General features: G+C 71.9%; 15 protein-coding genes and 1 pseudogene. 10 read left to right on the top strand and 6 right to left on the bottom strand.

Annotation, left to right across the window (positions count from 1 at the left end; genetic code table 11):
* Positions 1-11: 11 nt before the first annotated feature.
* The 6 genes and pseudogenes from KSF81_RS26205 (at position 12) to KSF81_RS30610 (ending at position 5,046) form a co-directional block, all read left to right on the top strand.
* Entirely contained in the window at positions 12-896 is an 885-nt protein-coding gene (locus KSF81_RS26205; protein ID WP_254453759.1) for a tripartite tricarboxylate transporter substrate binding protein, read from the top strand.
* A 116-nt stretch (positions 897-1,012) separates the two neighbouring features.
* Complete coding sequence (locus KSF81_RS26210; protein ID WP_217381467.1) at positions 1,013-2,005, top strand: tripartite tricarboxylate transporter substrate binding protein; 993 nt, start codon at positions 1,013-1,015, stop codon at positions 2,003-2,005.
* A gap of 5 nt (positions 2,006-2,010) precedes the next feature.
* Complete coding sequence (locus KSF81_RS26215; RefSeq protein ID WP_217381468.1) at positions 2,011-3,009, top strand: tripartite tricarboxylate transporter substrate binding protein; 999 nt, start codon at positions 2,011-2,013, stop codon at positions 3,007-3,009.
* A 108-nt stretch (positions 3,010-3,117) separates the two neighbouring features.
* Positions 3,118-3,999, top strand: coding sequence for a tripartite tricarboxylate transporter substrate binding protein (locus KSF81_RS26220; protein ID WP_217381469.1), 882 nt, complete (start codon positions 3,118-3,120; stop codon positions 3,997-3,999).
* 71 nt (positions 4,000-4,070) lie between these two features.
* Positions 4,071-4,517 (top strand): annotated as a pseudogene (locus KSF81_RS30605) (Bug family tripartite tricarboxylate transporter substrate binding protein); the annotation flags it as partial.
* A 34-nt stretch (positions 4,518-4,551) separates the two neighbouring features.
* Positions 4,552-5,046: a tripartite tricarboxylate transporter substrate-binding protein gene (locus KSF81_RS30610; protein ID WP_254453760.1), complete on the top strand. Its 495-nt coding sequence runs from the start codon at positions 4,552-4,554 to the stop codon at positions 5,044-5,046.
* 21 nt (positions 5,047-5,067) lie between these two features.
* On the opposite strand, the gene KSF81_RS26230 is transcribed toward KSF81_RS30610, so the two are convergent.
* Positions 5,068-6,036 (bottom strand): TauD/TfdA family dioxygenase, encoded by a 969-nt coding sequence (locus KSF81_RS26230; protein WP_217381470.1) that lies wholly within the window; start codon positions 6,034-6,036, stop codon positions 5,068-5,070.
* A 131-nt stretch (positions 6,037-6,167) separates the two neighbouring features.
* Between KSF81_RS26230 and KSF81_RS26235 the strand changes: the two genes are divergently transcribed.
* Complete coding sequence (locus tag KSF81_RS26235) at positions 6,168-7,301, top strand: M20/M25/M40 family metallo-hydrolase (RefSeq protein ID WP_217377206.1); 1,134 nt, start codon at positions 6,168-6,170, stop codon at positions 7,299-7,301.
* Between the two features lie 28 nt (positions 7,302-7,329).
* Here the strand turns inward: KSF81_RS26235 and KSF81_RS26240 are convergent, their stop codons facing one another.
* Positions 7,330-7,758, bottom strand: coding sequence for a gamma-glutamylcyclotransferase family protein (locus KSF81_RS26240; RefSeq protein ID WP_217377207.1), 429 nt, complete (start codon positions 7,756-7,758; stop codon positions 7,330-7,332).
* Between the two features lie 48 nt (positions 7,759-7,806).
* Here KSF81_RS26240 and KSF81_RS26245 point away from each other — a divergent pair, with 48 nt between their 5' ends.
* Genes KSF81_RS26245 through KSF81_RS26255 form a run of 3 tightly spaced genes read left to right on the top strand, consistent with a single transcriptional unit; the run spans position 7,807 to position 10,971 of the window.
* Positions 7,807-9,297, top strand: a complete 1,491-nt coding sequence (locus KSF81_RS26245; protein WP_217381471.1) for a hypothetical protein — start codon at positions 7,807-7,809, stop codon at positions 9,295-9,297.
* Positions 9,294-10,262, top strand: a complete 969-nt coding sequence (locus tag KSF81_RS26250) for a tripartite tricarboxylate transporter substrate binding protein (RefSeq protein WP_217377210.1) — start codon at positions 9,294-9,296, stop codon at positions 10,260-10,262. The genes KSF81_RS26245 and KSF81_RS26250 overlap by 4 nt, the downstream gene beginning before the upstream one ends.
* A 22-nt stretch (positions 10,263-10,284) precedes the next feature.
* Positions 10,285-10,971, top strand: coding sequence for a DNA-3-methyladenine glycosylase (locus KSF81_RS26255; protein ID WP_217377211.1), 687 nt, complete (start codon positions 10,285-10,287; stop codon positions 10,969-10,971).
* Between the two features lie 5 nt (positions 10,972-10,976).
* Here the strand turns inward: KSF81_RS26255 and KSF81_RS26260 are convergent, their stop codons facing one another.
* The 4 genes from KSF81_RS26260 to KSF81_RS26275 all read right to left on the bottom strand — a co-directional run bounded on the left by KSF81_RS26260 (position 10,977) and on the right by KSF81_RS26275 (position 14,151).
* Positions 10,977-11,741 (bottom strand): alpha/beta fold hydrolase, encoded by a 765-nt coding sequence (locus KSF81_RS26260; RefSeq protein ID WP_217381472.1) that lies wholly within the window; start codon positions 11,739-11,741, stop codon positions 10,977-10,979.
* Between the two features lie 89 nt (positions 11,742-11,830).
* Complete coding sequence (locus tag KSF81_RS26265) at positions 11,831-12,112, bottom strand: hypothetical protein (protein WP_217381496.1); 282 nt, start codon at positions 12,110-12,112, stop codon at positions 11,831-11,833.
* Between the two features lie 97 nt (positions 12,113-12,209).
* Positions 12,210-12,782 (bottom strand): SCO family protein, encoded by a 573-nt coding sequence (locus KSF81_RS26270; RefSeq protein WP_254453761.1) that lies wholly within the window; start codon positions 12,780-12,782, stop codon positions 12,210-12,212.
* A 295-nt stretch (positions 12,783-13,077) separates the two neighbouring features.
* Positions 13,078-14,151: a ribonucleotide-diphosphate reductase subunit beta gene (locus KSF81_RS26275; RefSeq protein ID WP_375293291.1), complete on the bottom strand. Its 1,074-nt coding sequence runs from the start codon at positions 14,149-14,151 to the stop codon at positions 13,078-13,080.
* Positions 14,152-14,230 lie beyond the last annotated feature (79 nt).

Raw genomic sequence — 14,230 nt, forward strand, 5'->3', positions numbered from 1 at the left:
GCCTCCACGCCATGATCACCCGCCGCGCCACCCTCGCCGCCGGCGCCAGCCTGCTGGCAGCCCCTGCCCTGCACGCCCAGCCCGCCTATCCCAACCGCACCGTCCGGCTGATCGTGCCCTTCACCCCGGCCGGCACCACCGATATCGCGGCGCGCATCCTGGCGGAGCGGCTGACCCAGCGGCTCGGCCAGCAGGTGGTGGTGGAGAACCGGCCCGGCGCCGGCGGCAATGTCGGCTCGGACGCGGTCGCGAAGGCGGAGCCGGACGGCTACACCCTGCTGATGTGCACGGTCAGCAGCAGCGCCATCAACTACAGCCTCTATGGCGCGCGGATGCCCTACAAGCCGGAGGACCTGGCGGCGGCCGGGCTGGTGCTGAAGGTGCCGAACGCGATCTTCGTCACCAACAGCCTGCCGGTGCATACCCTGAAGGAGCTGGTGGATTACGCCAAGGCGCGGCCGGGGCAGCTCAACAACGGCAGTTCCGGCCTCGGCACCAGCCTGCACCTGACGGGCGAGCTGCTGAAGACGGTGACCGGCATCGAGATGGTGCATGTGCCCTTCCGCGGCGCCGGCCCGATGCTGCAGGAGGTGATCTCCGGCCGCATCCAGGTGGCGGTGGACAACCTGCCCTCGGTGCTCGGCCATATCCAGGACGGGCGGCTGCGGGCGCTGGCAGTCACCACCGAGGTCCGCTCCCCCGCCCTGCCCGATGTGCCGACCACGGCCGAGGCCGGCTACCCCGAGATCCTGGCCACCGCCTGGTTCGGCGTGCAGGTGCCGGCCCGCACGCCGCGGCCGATCATCGAACGCCTCGGCACCGCCATCGACGCCGTGACGAAGGAGCCGGCCACCCGCGCCAATTCGCCGAATTGGGCGGCATGGCGCCCGGCCTGACGCCGGATGGCGGCACCTCGCCCGAAACCTTCGAGGCCTTCATCAAGGCCGAGATCGCCAAATGGGGCGAGGTGGTGCGGAAATCCGGCGCGACCATCGAATAGGGAGCCGCCGCCATGCATGCATCCCGCCGCCGGCTGCTGGCCGGCGCCACCCTGCTGCTCGCCGCACCGCGCCTGGCGCGGGCCCAGGCCTGGCCGAGCCGGCCGGTCCGCCTGGTCATCCCCTTCACCCCGGCCGGCACCACCGATCTGGTGGGTCGGCTGGCCGCTGAGCAGCTTTCTGCCCGGCTTGGCCATTCCGTGGTAGTGGAGAACCGCCCCGGCGCCGGCGGCAATGTGGGGGCGGGATTCGTCGCCCGCAGCGAGCCGGACGGCCATACCCTGCTGCTCACCACCATCGGCACCGGCGCCATCAATTTCGCCGTCTATGGCGACCGCATGCCCTACAAGCCGGAGGATCTGGCGGCGGCGGGGCTGCTGATCCGCGTGCCGAATGTGCTGATGGTCGCGAATTCGCTGCCGGCGCGCAGCGTGCCGGAACTGGTGGCACTCTCGAAGACGCGGCCGGGCGGGCTGGATTACGGCACCGCCGGCATCGGCTCCTCGCCGCATGTCTGCGGCGAGTTGTTCAAGCTGATGACCGGCGCGGCCATGACCCATGTCCCCTATCGCGGCAGCGCGCCCATGCTGACCGAGTTGATGGCGGAGCGGGTGGATGCGGGGATGGACAACATTCCCTCCTCCCTCGCCTTCATCCGCGACGGCAAGCTGCGCGCGCTCGCCACCACCGGCGCCCGCCGCAGCAAGGTGCTGCCGGATGTGCCGACGCTGGACGAGGCGGGCGTGAAGGGCTTCGAGGCCACCGCCTGGTTCGGCGTGCTGGCCCCGGCGCAGACGCCGAAGCCCGTCATCGCCCGGCTGGGGCGGGAGCTGGACGCGGTGGCGAAGGACGCTGCCTTCCGCAGCCGCATGGAACAGCTTGGCGCCGACCTGCCCGGCTTGACGCCGGATGGCGGCACCTCGCCCGAAGCCTTCGAGCAATTCCTCACGGCCGAGCGGGCCCGCTGGCTGGATGTGGCGCGCCGCAGCGGCGCCAAGGTGGAGTAGAGCCCATGGCAGCCTTTCCCCGTCGCAGCCTGCTGGCCGGGGGGGCATTGCTTGCCGCCCCCGGGCTTCTCCATGCCCAGGGCAGCGCCTGGCCGAACCGGCCGGTGCGCCTGGTGGTGCCCTTCCCGCCGGCCGGCACCACCGACATCACCGGCCGCATCGCGGCGGAGATGATCTCGCCCCGGCTCGGCCAGCAGATGGTGGTGGAGAACCGCTCCGGCGCCACCGGCAATCTCGGCGCCGAGCATGTCGCCCGCAGCGATCCGGACGGCTACACGCTGCTCTGCTGCACCATCTCCACCGCCGCCATCAACTATTCCCTCTGGGGCGCGCGGATGCAGGTGAAGCCGGAGGACCTGGCGGCGGTGGCGCTGCTGATCCGGGTGCCGAACGTGATCTTCGTGCCCGCCGAATCCCCGATCCGCACCGCCCAGGAATTGGTGGCGGCAGCCAAGGCGCGGCCGGGCGCGCTGAATTACGGCAGCGCCGGCAGCGGCGGCTCGCCGCATATGTGCATGGAGATGTTCATGATGCGCACCGGCACCAGCCTGGTGCATGTCCCCTTCCGCGGCGCCGGGCCGATGCTGATCGAGGCGGTGGCGGGGCGGCTGGATGCCGGCTGCGACAACATGCCCTCCTGCCTCGGCCATATCCGCGACGGGCGGCTGCGCGCGCTGGCCGTGACCAGCGCGGGCCGCTCCCCGGCCCTGCCCGATGTGCCGACGCTGGTCGAAGCCGGCGTGCCGGATTTCGAGGCCACCGCCTGGTTCGGCGTGCAGGCCCCTTCCCGCACTCCGCGCCCGATCATCGAGCGGCTGGGGACGGAACTGGACGCCATCACCCGGACCCCGGCCTATCGCGCCCGCATCACCGAATTGGGCGGCGACCCGCCGGGCCTGACGCCGGAAGGCGGCACCACCCCCGCCGCTTTCGAAGCCTTCATCAAGGCCGAGATTGCGCGCTGGGCGGAGGTGGTGCAGGTCTCCGGCGCCAAGGTGGACTGATCCCGGAGCCCCGCATGACCCTCCCCCCGCCGCGCCGCCCTCGGCGCCCTCGCCAGCCTGGCCGCGCCGGGCCTGCTGCGGGCGCAGGGCACCTATCCGGCGCGACCGGTGCGCGTCATTGTGCCCTTCCCGCCGGGCGGCGCCACGGATGCGGTGGGGCGGCTGACGGCCGAGCGGCTTGCCGCGGAACTCGGCCAGCCCTTCGTGGTGGAGAATCGCGGCGGCGCCGGCGGCAATATCGGCGCCGAGGCGGCGGCGCGCAGCGAGCCGGACGGCTACACGCTGCTCATCGCCGTCATCAGCGTCTCCGCCATGGCGCCGCATCTCTATCAGCGGCTGAGCTTCGATCCGGTGCGGGACATCATCCCGGTGGCCCAGACCTGCCTGGTGGCGAACGGCATCCTGGCCCGGCCGGACCTGCCGGCGAAGACCCTGCCCGAATTGCTCGCCTTGGCGAGGGCGCGGCCGGGGCAGCTCACCTATGGCTCGCCGGGCAACGGCACCTCCGGCCACCTCACCGCGGAATACCTGAAATCCCAGGCCGGGCTGGACATGCAGCACGTGCCCTACCGGGGCACCGCGCCGCTCATCACGGACCTGGTGGCGGGGCGGCTCGACCTCTGCGTCGACAACCTGCCGACCTATCTGCCGCATGTGCGGGAGGGGAAGCTCAAGCTGCTGGCCGTCACCTCCGCCGAGCGCTGGTTCGCCGCGCCTGAAGTGCCGACGGTGGCGGAATCCGCCCTGCCCGGCTTCGTCGCCACCCCCTGGTGGGGCGTGCAGGCGCCGGCCCGCACGCCAGCGCCCATCATCGAGACCCTGGCCCGCGCCACCCTGGCCGGCTTCCGGGACGAGGCGACGCGGGCGCGGCTGCACGGGCTCGGGGTGGAGGCGGCGCCGCTCGGCACCGCGGAATTCGGCCGCCACATCGCTGCCGAATACGCGAAATGGGGCGAGGTGGTGCGGGCGGCGGGCATAAAGCTGGATTGAGCGGAAGCGTGGCGGCCGCCCCGGCGTTGGGGCTACGGTGGCAGGCCATCCCCTGCCAATGGAGGCCCCCCATGCCACTGCATCGCCGCGCCGTCCTCGGTGCCCTGCCCCTCCTTGCCGCCCCTTCCCTGCTCCGGGCCCAGGCCGCCTGGCCGAACCGGCCGATCCGCCTCGTCGTGCCCTTCCAGGCCGGCGGCGCCACCGATGTCACGGGGCGGGTGATCGCGGAACGGCTGGGCCAGAGCCTCGGCCAGCCGGTGGTGGTGGACAACCGCGCCGGCGCCGGCGGCAATATCGGCGCCGATGCCGTGGCGAAATCCGACCCCGATGGCTACACCCTGCTGATGGCGACCATCGGCACCGCCAGCATCAACCAGTTCCTCTACAAGCAGATGCCCTTCGACCCACAGAAGGACCTGGCCTCGATCGCGCAGGTGAACCAGGTGGCCAATGGGATCATCGTCAATCCCAATACGGCGGCGAATACCCTGGCCGAGCTGATCGCGCTGGCCAAGAAGGACCCGGGGGGCATGGATTACGGCACCCCCGGCAATGGCACCTCCGGCCATCTCTGCGCCAGAATTGCTGAAAAGCCGCGCCGGGATCGATATCCAGCACGTGCCCTATCGCGGCACCGGCGGGGTGCTGCCGGAATTGCTGGCGGGGCGGCTGGAACTGGCGGTGGACAACCTGCCGGCCTATCTGCCGCATCTCCGCTCGGGCGCGCTGCGGCTGCTGGCCGTGACTTCGAAGGACCGCTGGTTCACCGTGCCGGAGACGCCGACCGTGGCTGAAGCCGGCCTGCCCGGCTTCGAGGCGGTGGCCTGGTTCGGCCTGCAGGCGCCGGCGCGCACGCCGCAGCCGGTGATCGACAAGCTCGCCGCCACCACGCTCGCCGCCATCGCCGAGCCCGAGGTGCAGGCCAAGCTGCGCGAGGTCGGCAGCGAGCCGCGGCCGCTCGGCCCGGCCGAATTCAGCCGCTACATCGCGGAAGAGAACGCGAAATGGTCTGAAGTGGTGCGGATTTCGGGGGCGAAGCTGGAATAGCGGCGGCGCTGCCCGCCGGCCTCAGCCTCCCACCATCTTCGTCGCCGCCGGCACGCCGCCGCGGGTGGCGCCGGCCGTGATCTCGCCGAAGACCGCGCGGAAGCTCTCCGGCAGGGCGCGGGAGAAGGGGGTGGCGAGCCAGAGGCGCAGCAGGGTCCGCTCCGCCGCATCGGCGGCGCTGGCCTCGCCGGCGTGGACGCGCTTCCAAACCAGTTGCGGGTTGTAGAGCAGCAGGTCGCCGGCATGCAGCGGGATCGACAGCGCCTGGCCCGGCGCCGCCGCCGCCGCGTCCAGCGCCGCCAGCGCCGCGATCTGGGCCGGCTCGGGCAGGGTCTCGGGCATCGCCTCGCGGTCGTAGCGGCCGACGAAACACCCGCTGGTGGTGCTGAAGACCGGCAGCAGCCGTGGCTCGGCACCGGGTTCCGGGGCGCGGTGCGGCAGCGGCGCATGCAGCACCGCCAGCGCGGTGCGGTCCGCCTTCAACAATGCATTGTGCAGGGCGGGGGCCGAAACCAGGGTGATGCTGCCGCCTTCGCGCGGCTGGCCGAGGCAGAACAGCCCCACCGCATCGGCGGGGTCGGCATGGAAGCGGGCCGGCGCCTCCGCCTCCGCCGTCGGCCCGGCCAAGCGGCCGACCAGGGTGCCGTCCCCGTCCTGCGGCAGGGCGGTGCCGAGATGCGCGGCCAGGACCAGCAGCGCCGCTTCCACCGCCATCTCCGCCTCCAGCCGCTCCAGGCTGAGGCCGCGCAGCAGGACAAAGCCGCGGCCATTTTCCAGCCGCTCCGCCACGCCCTGCAGGATCGGGCCGAGATGCGGCAGGGGCGCATCCTCCGGCCGCTCCGGCCGGCGGTTGTTCAGGGCGGCGACGGTGGCGGCAAGCTCGGCTGCGGCCTCCGCGCCCAGTGGCAGCATCCAATCGGCGGGGGAGAGCGAGGCGCCGGTCCAGACAGCGGGACCGGCCTGGGGCACGAGACGGGGGGGTGGGGTCATGGACCCATTCTATCAGTGCCCGCGCCTGGCCGGCAGAGAAAGAAGGCGGAAGAAAGGCCGGCCGGGCACCCTTGATGCAACGGCCCTGCGGCCGCAGGCTGCCGGCCCGACCGTATCTGAGGAAATCCCGCATGGACGCGCCCGCCCTCGACCTGCCCTTCGATGCCGAGGCCATGCTGCCCGGCCTCCGCCGCTGGGTGGAATGCGAAAGCCCGACCTTCGATGCCGCCGCGGTGGCCCGCATGATGGAGATCGCGGGGCGCGACCTGGCGCTGATGGGCGCGCGGATCGAGACCATCCCGGGCCGGCTGGGCTATGGCCCCTGCCTCCGCGCCAGCTTCCCGCATCCGCGCGCGCATGAGCCCGGCATCCTGGTGATGGGGCATCTCGACACGGTGCACCCGATCGGCACGCTGGGGCCGCTGCCCTGGCGGCGCGAGGGCAACCGGGTCTATGGCCCCGGCATCTACGACATGAAGGGCGGCAATTACATCGCCATCGAGGCGATCCGGCAATTGCTGCGCGCCGGCATCGCCACCAGCCGGCCGGTGACGGTGCTGCTGACCAGCGACGAGGAGGTCGGCAGCCCCTCCACCCGCGACCTGATTGAGGCCGAGGCGGCGCGCCATGCCGTGGTGCTGGTGCCGGAGCCGGCGCGGCCGGATGGCGGCGTGGTGACGGGCCGCTACGCCATCGCCCGCTTCAACCTGCGCACGACAGGCAAGCCGAGCCACGCCGGGGCGCGCCTGGCGGACGGGCGCAGCGCGATCCGCGAGATGTGCCGCCAGGTGGTGGCGATCGAGGCGATGACCTCGGATGCCGTCACCTATTCCATCGGCGTCATCCATGGCGGGCAATGGGTGAATTGCGTCGCCACCCATTGCGACGCCGAGAGCCTCTCCATGGCCAAGCGCCAGGAGGACCTCGATGAGGCGGTGGAGCGCATGCTCTCGCTCCGCCCCACCGGCAACGACGTGCAGCTCGCGGTGACGCGCGGCGTGACGCGGCCGGTCTGGGAGCCGGACGAGCGGGGCATGGCGCTCTACGCCACCGCCCGCGGCATCGCCCAGCGCATCGGCTTCGACATCAGCAGCCAGAGCAGCGGCGGCGGTTCGGACGGCAATTTCACCGGCGCCATGGGCGTGCCGACGCTCGACGGGCTCGGCGTGCAGGGCGCCGGCGGGCATACGCTGGAGGAACACCTGATCCTCGACAGCCTGGTGCCGCGGGCGCGGCTGCTGGCAGGGCTGTTGCAGGTGGCGTGAGCGGAGGGCTGGCCCTGGGCAGCGCGGCCTATGCCACGCGGCACGCGGCTGCCAGCGCGGCCTCCAGCGGGGCGGGGTCGAAGCCGAAGTCGCGGTAGCCGTCGCGCAGGCGCCGGATGTATTCCGCGGCTGGCGGGCCGGGGCGGTCGATGATCTCGTGATAGATCCAGGCCTCGCCGAGACCCGCCACGGGCGCCGGCAGGGCCAGCCTGTCACGCCGGTAGCAATGCGGGCCTTCGTAGCGGTCCAGCGCCGCCAGGTGCCCGGGCGTCACATGCCATAGCCCGATCGGGCAGGCGGCGGCGGGGTCGGGCTCGACCAGGGCGAAGCGGCGCAGCACCAGGCGCCAGCCGGGCAGCAGCGCCTGCCCCGCCACCGTGGCGCCGGGGCAGCGCCGCGCCATCTGCGCATACCAGAGATTGCTGCCATAGGCGGCATAGAGGCTCGGGGCTGTCATGCAGGCCCCACCCTGGCGCGAGCGGCCCGCCCCGGCAAGGATGCCGGCATGACCCTGCTGCTCCAGGCCCTGCCCCTGCTGCTTCTCCTGTTGCTGCTCGGCAGCGGCCGGGCCGGGCCGGTCGGTGCCTGCCTGGTGGCGTTGGTGGCGGCGGTGCCGGCGGCGCTGGTCTCGCTGCCCGCGGGCACGGCGCTGCCGGGCTTCCTGGCGATGGAGGTGCTGCGCGGCGCCTTCCTGGCGCTGCAACCGGTGGCGGTGGTGGCGGGCGGGTTGCTGTTCCATGCCGCGGTCTCGGGCGATGGGGCGCCGGCGCCCCGCCCCGCCACCGCCGCCCGCGTCTTCGCCGTCACCCTGCCCATGGGCGCCTTCCTGGAGAGCGTGACCGGCTTCGCGGTGGGCGCGGTCTTTGCGCTGACGGCGCTGCGCGGCATGGGGATCGGGGCGGATGACCATGGGCGCGATGGCGCCCGGCCGCACCCGCCGGGCTCCGGCGCCGTGGCCGGGGCGCTGGCCCTGCAGGCGCTGGTGCTGGTGCCCTGGGGCGGGCTGGGGCCGGGGACAGCGCTCGGCGCGGTGCTGGCGGGGGTGCCGGCGCAGCAGGTGGCAATGGTGGCGGCCTGGCCGAATGCCGCCTGGCTGGTGCTGATGGGGCCGGTGCTCTGGGGGCTTTCGGCGCGGGCCGGGGTGCCGGTGGCGGGGCGGGAGCGCGCCGTGCAGCTTGCCATGCTGGGCAGCATGGCCACGCTGCTGATCCTGGCGAACCTCACTTTGCCCTTCGAGGTGGCGGGGATTCTCGCCAGCGGCCCGGTGCTGGTCTGGGCGCTGTGGCGGGCCGACCCGCCGCGCGACCTGGTGGCCGCGCTCGGCGCCGCCGCGCCCTATCTGCTGCTCACCGCCTGCCTGCTGCTGGCGCGGCTCTGGCGGGATGCGCCGGCCTTCCGGCCCTTCGCCGAATTCCCGGGCCTGCCGCTGACCCATGTGGCCGTGGTGCTGTGGCTGGTCTCGGCGGCGCTGCTGCTGCGGCACCGGGATGGCGGGCCCCGGGCGGGGGCGGCGCTGCGGCGGGCGCTGCGGCCGGCGCTGGCCATGCTGCTCTATGTGGTGCTGGGGCGGGTGCTGGCGGGCAGCGGCGCGGCGGCGGCGCTGGCGGCGGCGGCGGTGGCGGGGCTCGGGCCGCTGGCGCCCTATGCGATCACGCCGATGGGGCTGCTCTCCGGCATGATCACCGGCAGCAATGTAGGATCGAATGCGGCGCTGATGCCGGTGCAGGCGGGGCTCGGCCAGGCGGCGGGCCTGCCGGCGGCGCTTGCGCCGGGCCTGCACATTCGCCGGCGGCGCGGGCGCGGGCATGAGCGTCGGCGTGCTGGCCCTGATCTGCGGCCTGCTGGCCGACGGGACGCGGCCGGGGCAGATCTGGCGGCTGCTGCTGCCCTCGATGGCGCTGGTGGTGGGGCTGGGCTCGCTGGCGGTGTGGTTGCTGCGCTAGGCCGGCCGCGCTACGTCTCTATCAGTGGACGCCGGGAGGAAAAGAACACATGACCACACGACGCGCCTTGCTCGGTGCCCCCTTGGCCGGGCTGCTGGCCGCGCCCGCCCTGCATGCGCAGCCAGGCTTCCCCAACCGGCCGCTGCGCATCATCGTCACCTATCCGCCGGGCGGCGTGACCGACCTCATGGGCCGCATCATGGCGGAGCCGCTGGGGGTGCGCCTCGGTCAGCCGGTGGTGGTGGAGAACCGGGCCGGCGCCGGCGGCAATATCGGCGTGCAGGCCGCGGCCCAGGCCGATCCGGACGGCTATACCCTGCTGCTCGGCACCGCCGCGACGCATGGGGTGAACCCGGTGCTCTATGCCAATTCCGGCGTCGATGCGGTGCGGGACTTCGCCACCATCGGCACCATCGCCGACATGGCGAATGTGCTTTCGGTGAACCCTTCCCGGCTGGACGTGAAATCCGTGGCCGAGCTGGTGGCGAGGGGCAAGCGCGGCAATCTGATCTATGGCTCGGTCGGCAATGGCAGTTCCTCGCATCTCTCGGCGGTGATGTTCATGAAAGCGGCGGGGTTCGAGGCGGTGCACGTGCCCTATCGCGGCTCCTCGCCGGCGGTGGCGGCATTGCTCGCGGGAGAATTCGACTTCCTCTTCGACACCACCGCCACCTCCACCACGCAGATCCGGGCGGGCGCCTTCCGGGCGCTGGCCGTCACCACCGGCCGCCGCGCCTCCGCCCTGCCCGATGTGCCGACCTTGCAGGAGGCGGGGATCGCCGGCTACGACCTGCCGGTCTGGAACGCCCTTTTCGTCCATCGCCGCACGCCGCCCGAGGTGCTGGCGCGGCTGCAGTCCGCCTTCAACCAGGCGATGGACGAGACCACCCAGCAGCGGCTGCGCGGCGCCTTCGTCGATCCCCTGGTCGTGCCCACGGCGGAACTGCCGCAATGGCTGGAGCGGGAGCACGCGCGCTGGACCCAATTGGCCCGCGACGCGAAGCTTTCGGTGGATTGATGTCCCTGCGTCGGAGCCGCTGATGGTCGAACTCGTCGGCGGTGCCGCCGCCCTCGCGGCCCCGGGCAAGCCCCGGGCCGAATGGGCCGGCGCGCTGCGGCACCTGCGGCGCGACCCGGTGCTGAAGCGCGTCATCCGCCAGATCGGCCCCTGCACGCTGGAGCCAGTACCGCGCGAACCCTATGAGGCGCTGGTGCGCGCCATCGCGCATCAGCAGGTGCATGGTCGCGCGGCGGAAGCCATTCTCGGCCGCTTCCTCGCGCTGTTTCCGGGCCATGCCTTCCCGCCGCCCGGCTTGGTGCTGGCCCTGCCGCCGGAGGCGATGCGCACCTGCGGCTTCTCCGGCAGCAAGGTGGCCGCCATCCGCGACATCGCCGAGAAGGCGGCCGGCGGGTTGGTGCCGACGCGGGAGGGCTGCGCTGGCCTCTCGGATGCGGCGCTGATCGAGCGGCTGGTGGCGATCCGCGGCGTCGGCCGCTGGACGGTGGAGATGCTGCTGATCTTCACGCTCGGCCGCCCCGATGTGCTGCCGGTGGATGATTTCGGCGTGCGCGAGGGCTGGCGCGTCGCCGCCGGCCTGGATGAGCAGCCGAAGCCCAAGGCCCTGGCCGAGATCGGCCTGGCCTGGGGCCCCTGGCGCAGCGCCGCCGCCTGGTATCTCTGGCGCGCCGCGGATGCGGCGAAGCGCAGCGTCTTCAAGCCGCAATAAAGGCGTCAGCCGCCTGCCAGGAAGGGCTCGATCAGCGCCAGGAAGCCCTCCGGATTCTCCGAATGTACCCAATGGCCGGCGCCGGGCACGGTGGCGAAGCGGGCATCGGGGAAGAGGGCTCGGATGCGGGCATGGTGCTCCGGCCGGATGTAGCGCGAACGCTCGCCGGCCAGCACCAGGGTCGGGCCGGGATAGGGGGTGCCGAATTCCGGGAAGCCCTCGATCACCGGCATGGCGGCGGCGATCTCCGCCAGGCCGAGGCGCCATTCGGGCGGGTCCTGCCCGAAGCGCAGATTCTGCAGCAGGAAGCCGCGGATGCCGGGCTCCGGCACCGCCGCTACCAGCGCCGCATCGGCCTCCCGCCGCGTCAGGCCGGCGCGCAGCGGCAGCGCCTGCATGGCCTCGACATAGCCGCGCAGCGACGGCGGATAGGCGACCGGGGCGATATCCGCCACCACCAGGCGCGTGACCAGGCCGGGGCGCGCCAGGGCCAGCGCCATGGCCACCTTGCCGCCCATGCTGTGGCCGAGCACCGCGGCCGGCATGGCGCCCCGCGCCGCCAGCGTCTCCGCCACATCCGCCGCCATCGCCGGGTAGTCCATGGCGGCAGCGTGGGGTGAGGCCCCGTGGTTGCGGAGATCGGCCGCGATCACCCGATGCCCCGCCGCCAGCCGCTTGCCGATCGCGCCCCAATTCCCGGCCGAGCCGAAGAGCCCATGCAGCAGCAGCACGGGATCGCCTGCGCCGGCCTCGGTCGCGCTGAGTTCCATACCCGCCTCCTGCTGCTGCCCGGCCCTGGTGCCCGCGGCCCTGGCGCGATGCGTCCCGAGAGCCGCCCCCCGGCTGGCGGAGGGAGGATCTAGCGGTCGCTGGCCTCGGGGTGGCGGAGGTGCCAGAGCCGCTCATGCGCCGCGACCAGGCTCTCCATGTTCCGGCGCCGGTTGGTGTCGGGCGAGGTCGGGCGACGCGTCAGCATCATTTCCAGGATGCGGAGCAATTGCTCGGCCACCTCGTAATCCGCCTGGTCGCAGGCGTGGTGGAAGGCGATCAGGATCTTGTCGGACAGGCGGCGGCTGTGCCGCGGCGCATTGGCGCTGCGCGCCCCGTCGCGCGGCCCGTCCTGTTCCGTGTCCTCGTCCATCATGCCGGCCCCCCTGCCCTGGACCGCCGCAGCGCTGCGGAACGGGCCAGCAGATATGAAACACAAACGCATTGGTCGACCATGCGATGCGGTCGCGTCAACTGTTCCTGCGCGCCGCCCCACCCATTTGCGCCGCTACCGCGGCGGCGATGTCCTCCGGCCGCATCTCCGGCCGGAACAGCGACCGCACCCGCGCATCGGGTCCGACCAGGTAGATGAAGCTGGAATGGTCCATCAGGTAGTCCGTCATCTCCGCCCGCTGCACCCGTGCGAAATAGACCCGGTAGCGCCGCGCCACTTCCGCCACCTGCTCCGGCGTGCCGGTCAGCCCCAGCATGCGCGGATGGAAGCGGGCGACGTAATCGGCGAGTTGCGCCGGCGTATCCCGCTGCGGATCGATCGTGATGAGGGCCGGCACCACCTTCTCGCCGGCGGCGCCCATGGCATCCACCGCGGCGGCCATGGTGCCGAGTTCGGTCGGGCAGACATCCGGGCAGTAGGTATAGCCGAAATAGATCAGCATCCAGCCCCCGGCGAAGTCGCGCTCCGTCACCGCCCGGCCGGTCTGGTCGGTCAGGCTGAAGGGCCCGCCGAGCGAGGTGCCCTGGGGAAGCTGGATGCCACCGGCCGAGGGGATGGGCGCCTGCTGCCCCCCCGAAGAGCATGCCAAGCCGGCCCGCGAAAGCCTCCGCCAGCCCCTCCCCCCGGGGCACGGGTCACCCAGGCATAGGCCCAGACCCCGCCTACCAGCAGGGCCAGGAACAAGGGAGAAGAGGCGGATCGTACGGAGCATGGCAGGCTAGATAGCCGCGACTGGCCGCAACCGCCAGGGCAAGACGGATCACGGCCAGACGCCAGTGGCCTGCCCCTGAACTTCGCCCGCGAATTTCAGGGACAGGCAGGCCACCAAGCCGTTGTTTTCCGGTGCGCCGAAACCGGTATGGCGGCCCCGGCGCCCCCGCGGCTCAGTGCCGCGGCGTGGCTTCCAGGATCGCGCCGGCCGGTTGCGGCGAGGAGAAGGTGCTGTCCGAGAAGGCCTCCTCCCAGGTGCCCGAGGTGCTGGCCTTGGAATATTCGGTGGCGCGGTTCTCGAAGAAATTGGTGTGCTCGACCGCGTTCAGCATCTCGTCGAGCCAGGGCAGCGGGTTCTTCTCGATGTGGAAGAGCGGTTGCAGGCCAAGCTGCTGCAGCCGCCGATCGGCGATGAAGCGGATGTACTGCTTGGTATCCGCGGCATCGAGGCCCTGGACGCCGCCCAGTTCGAAGGCCAGGTCGATGAAGGCGTCCTCGTGGTTCACGATGGTGGCGCAGATGAGATAGATGTCGCGGCGCAATTCCTCGGTCCAGATCTCCGGGTTCTCCTGCACGAAGGTGCGGAACAGCCGGATCATGGAGAGGCAATGCAGCGTCTCGTCCCGCACCGACCAGGAGATGATCTGCCCCATCCCCTTCATCTTGTTAAAGCGGGGGAAGTTCATGAGGATGGCGAAGGAGGCGAAAAGCTGCAGCCCCTCGGTGAAGGCGCCGAAGGCGGCCAGGGTCTTGGCGATCTCCGGTTTGCTGTCCACCGTGAAGCCGTGCATGTAGTCGTACTTGTCCTTCATCTCCTTGTATTTGAGGAAGGCCGAGTACTCCATCTCCGGCATTCCCACCGTGTCCAGCAGGTGGGAATAGGCGGCGATGTGGATGGTCTCGATGTTCGAGAAAGCCGAGAGCATCATCAGCACCTCGGTCGGCTTGAACACCTGGGAATACTGCTTCATGTAGCAGTTGTTCACCTCGACATCCGCCTGGGTGAAGAAGCGGAAGATCTGCGTCAGCAGGTTCCGTTCGGCGGCGCTGAGGTTCCTCTGCCAGTCCTTCACGTCATCGGCGAGCGGCACCTCCTCCGGCAGCCAATGCACGCGCTGCTGCGTCAGCCAGGCGTCATAGGCCCAGGGGTAGCGAAAGGGCTTGTAGACCGGGTTGGCGGTCAGCAGGTCGAAGCGCAGGGGGTGTTCCTCGGGGGAGTAATTGCCATCGGCCATGATGCCCGCCATTGAATGCTGTGAAGTTGCGAGTCGTGGTGCCAGCTTGCCAGATTCAGCAGCCGGCAGCCTCAGGGAAATACGCGCCGGC

It is taken from the genome of Siccirubricoccus sp. G192 (assembly GCF_019084075.1).
Classification (GTDB): domain Bacteria; phylum Pseudomonadota; class Alphaproteobacteria; order Acetobacterales; family Acetobacteraceae; genus G192.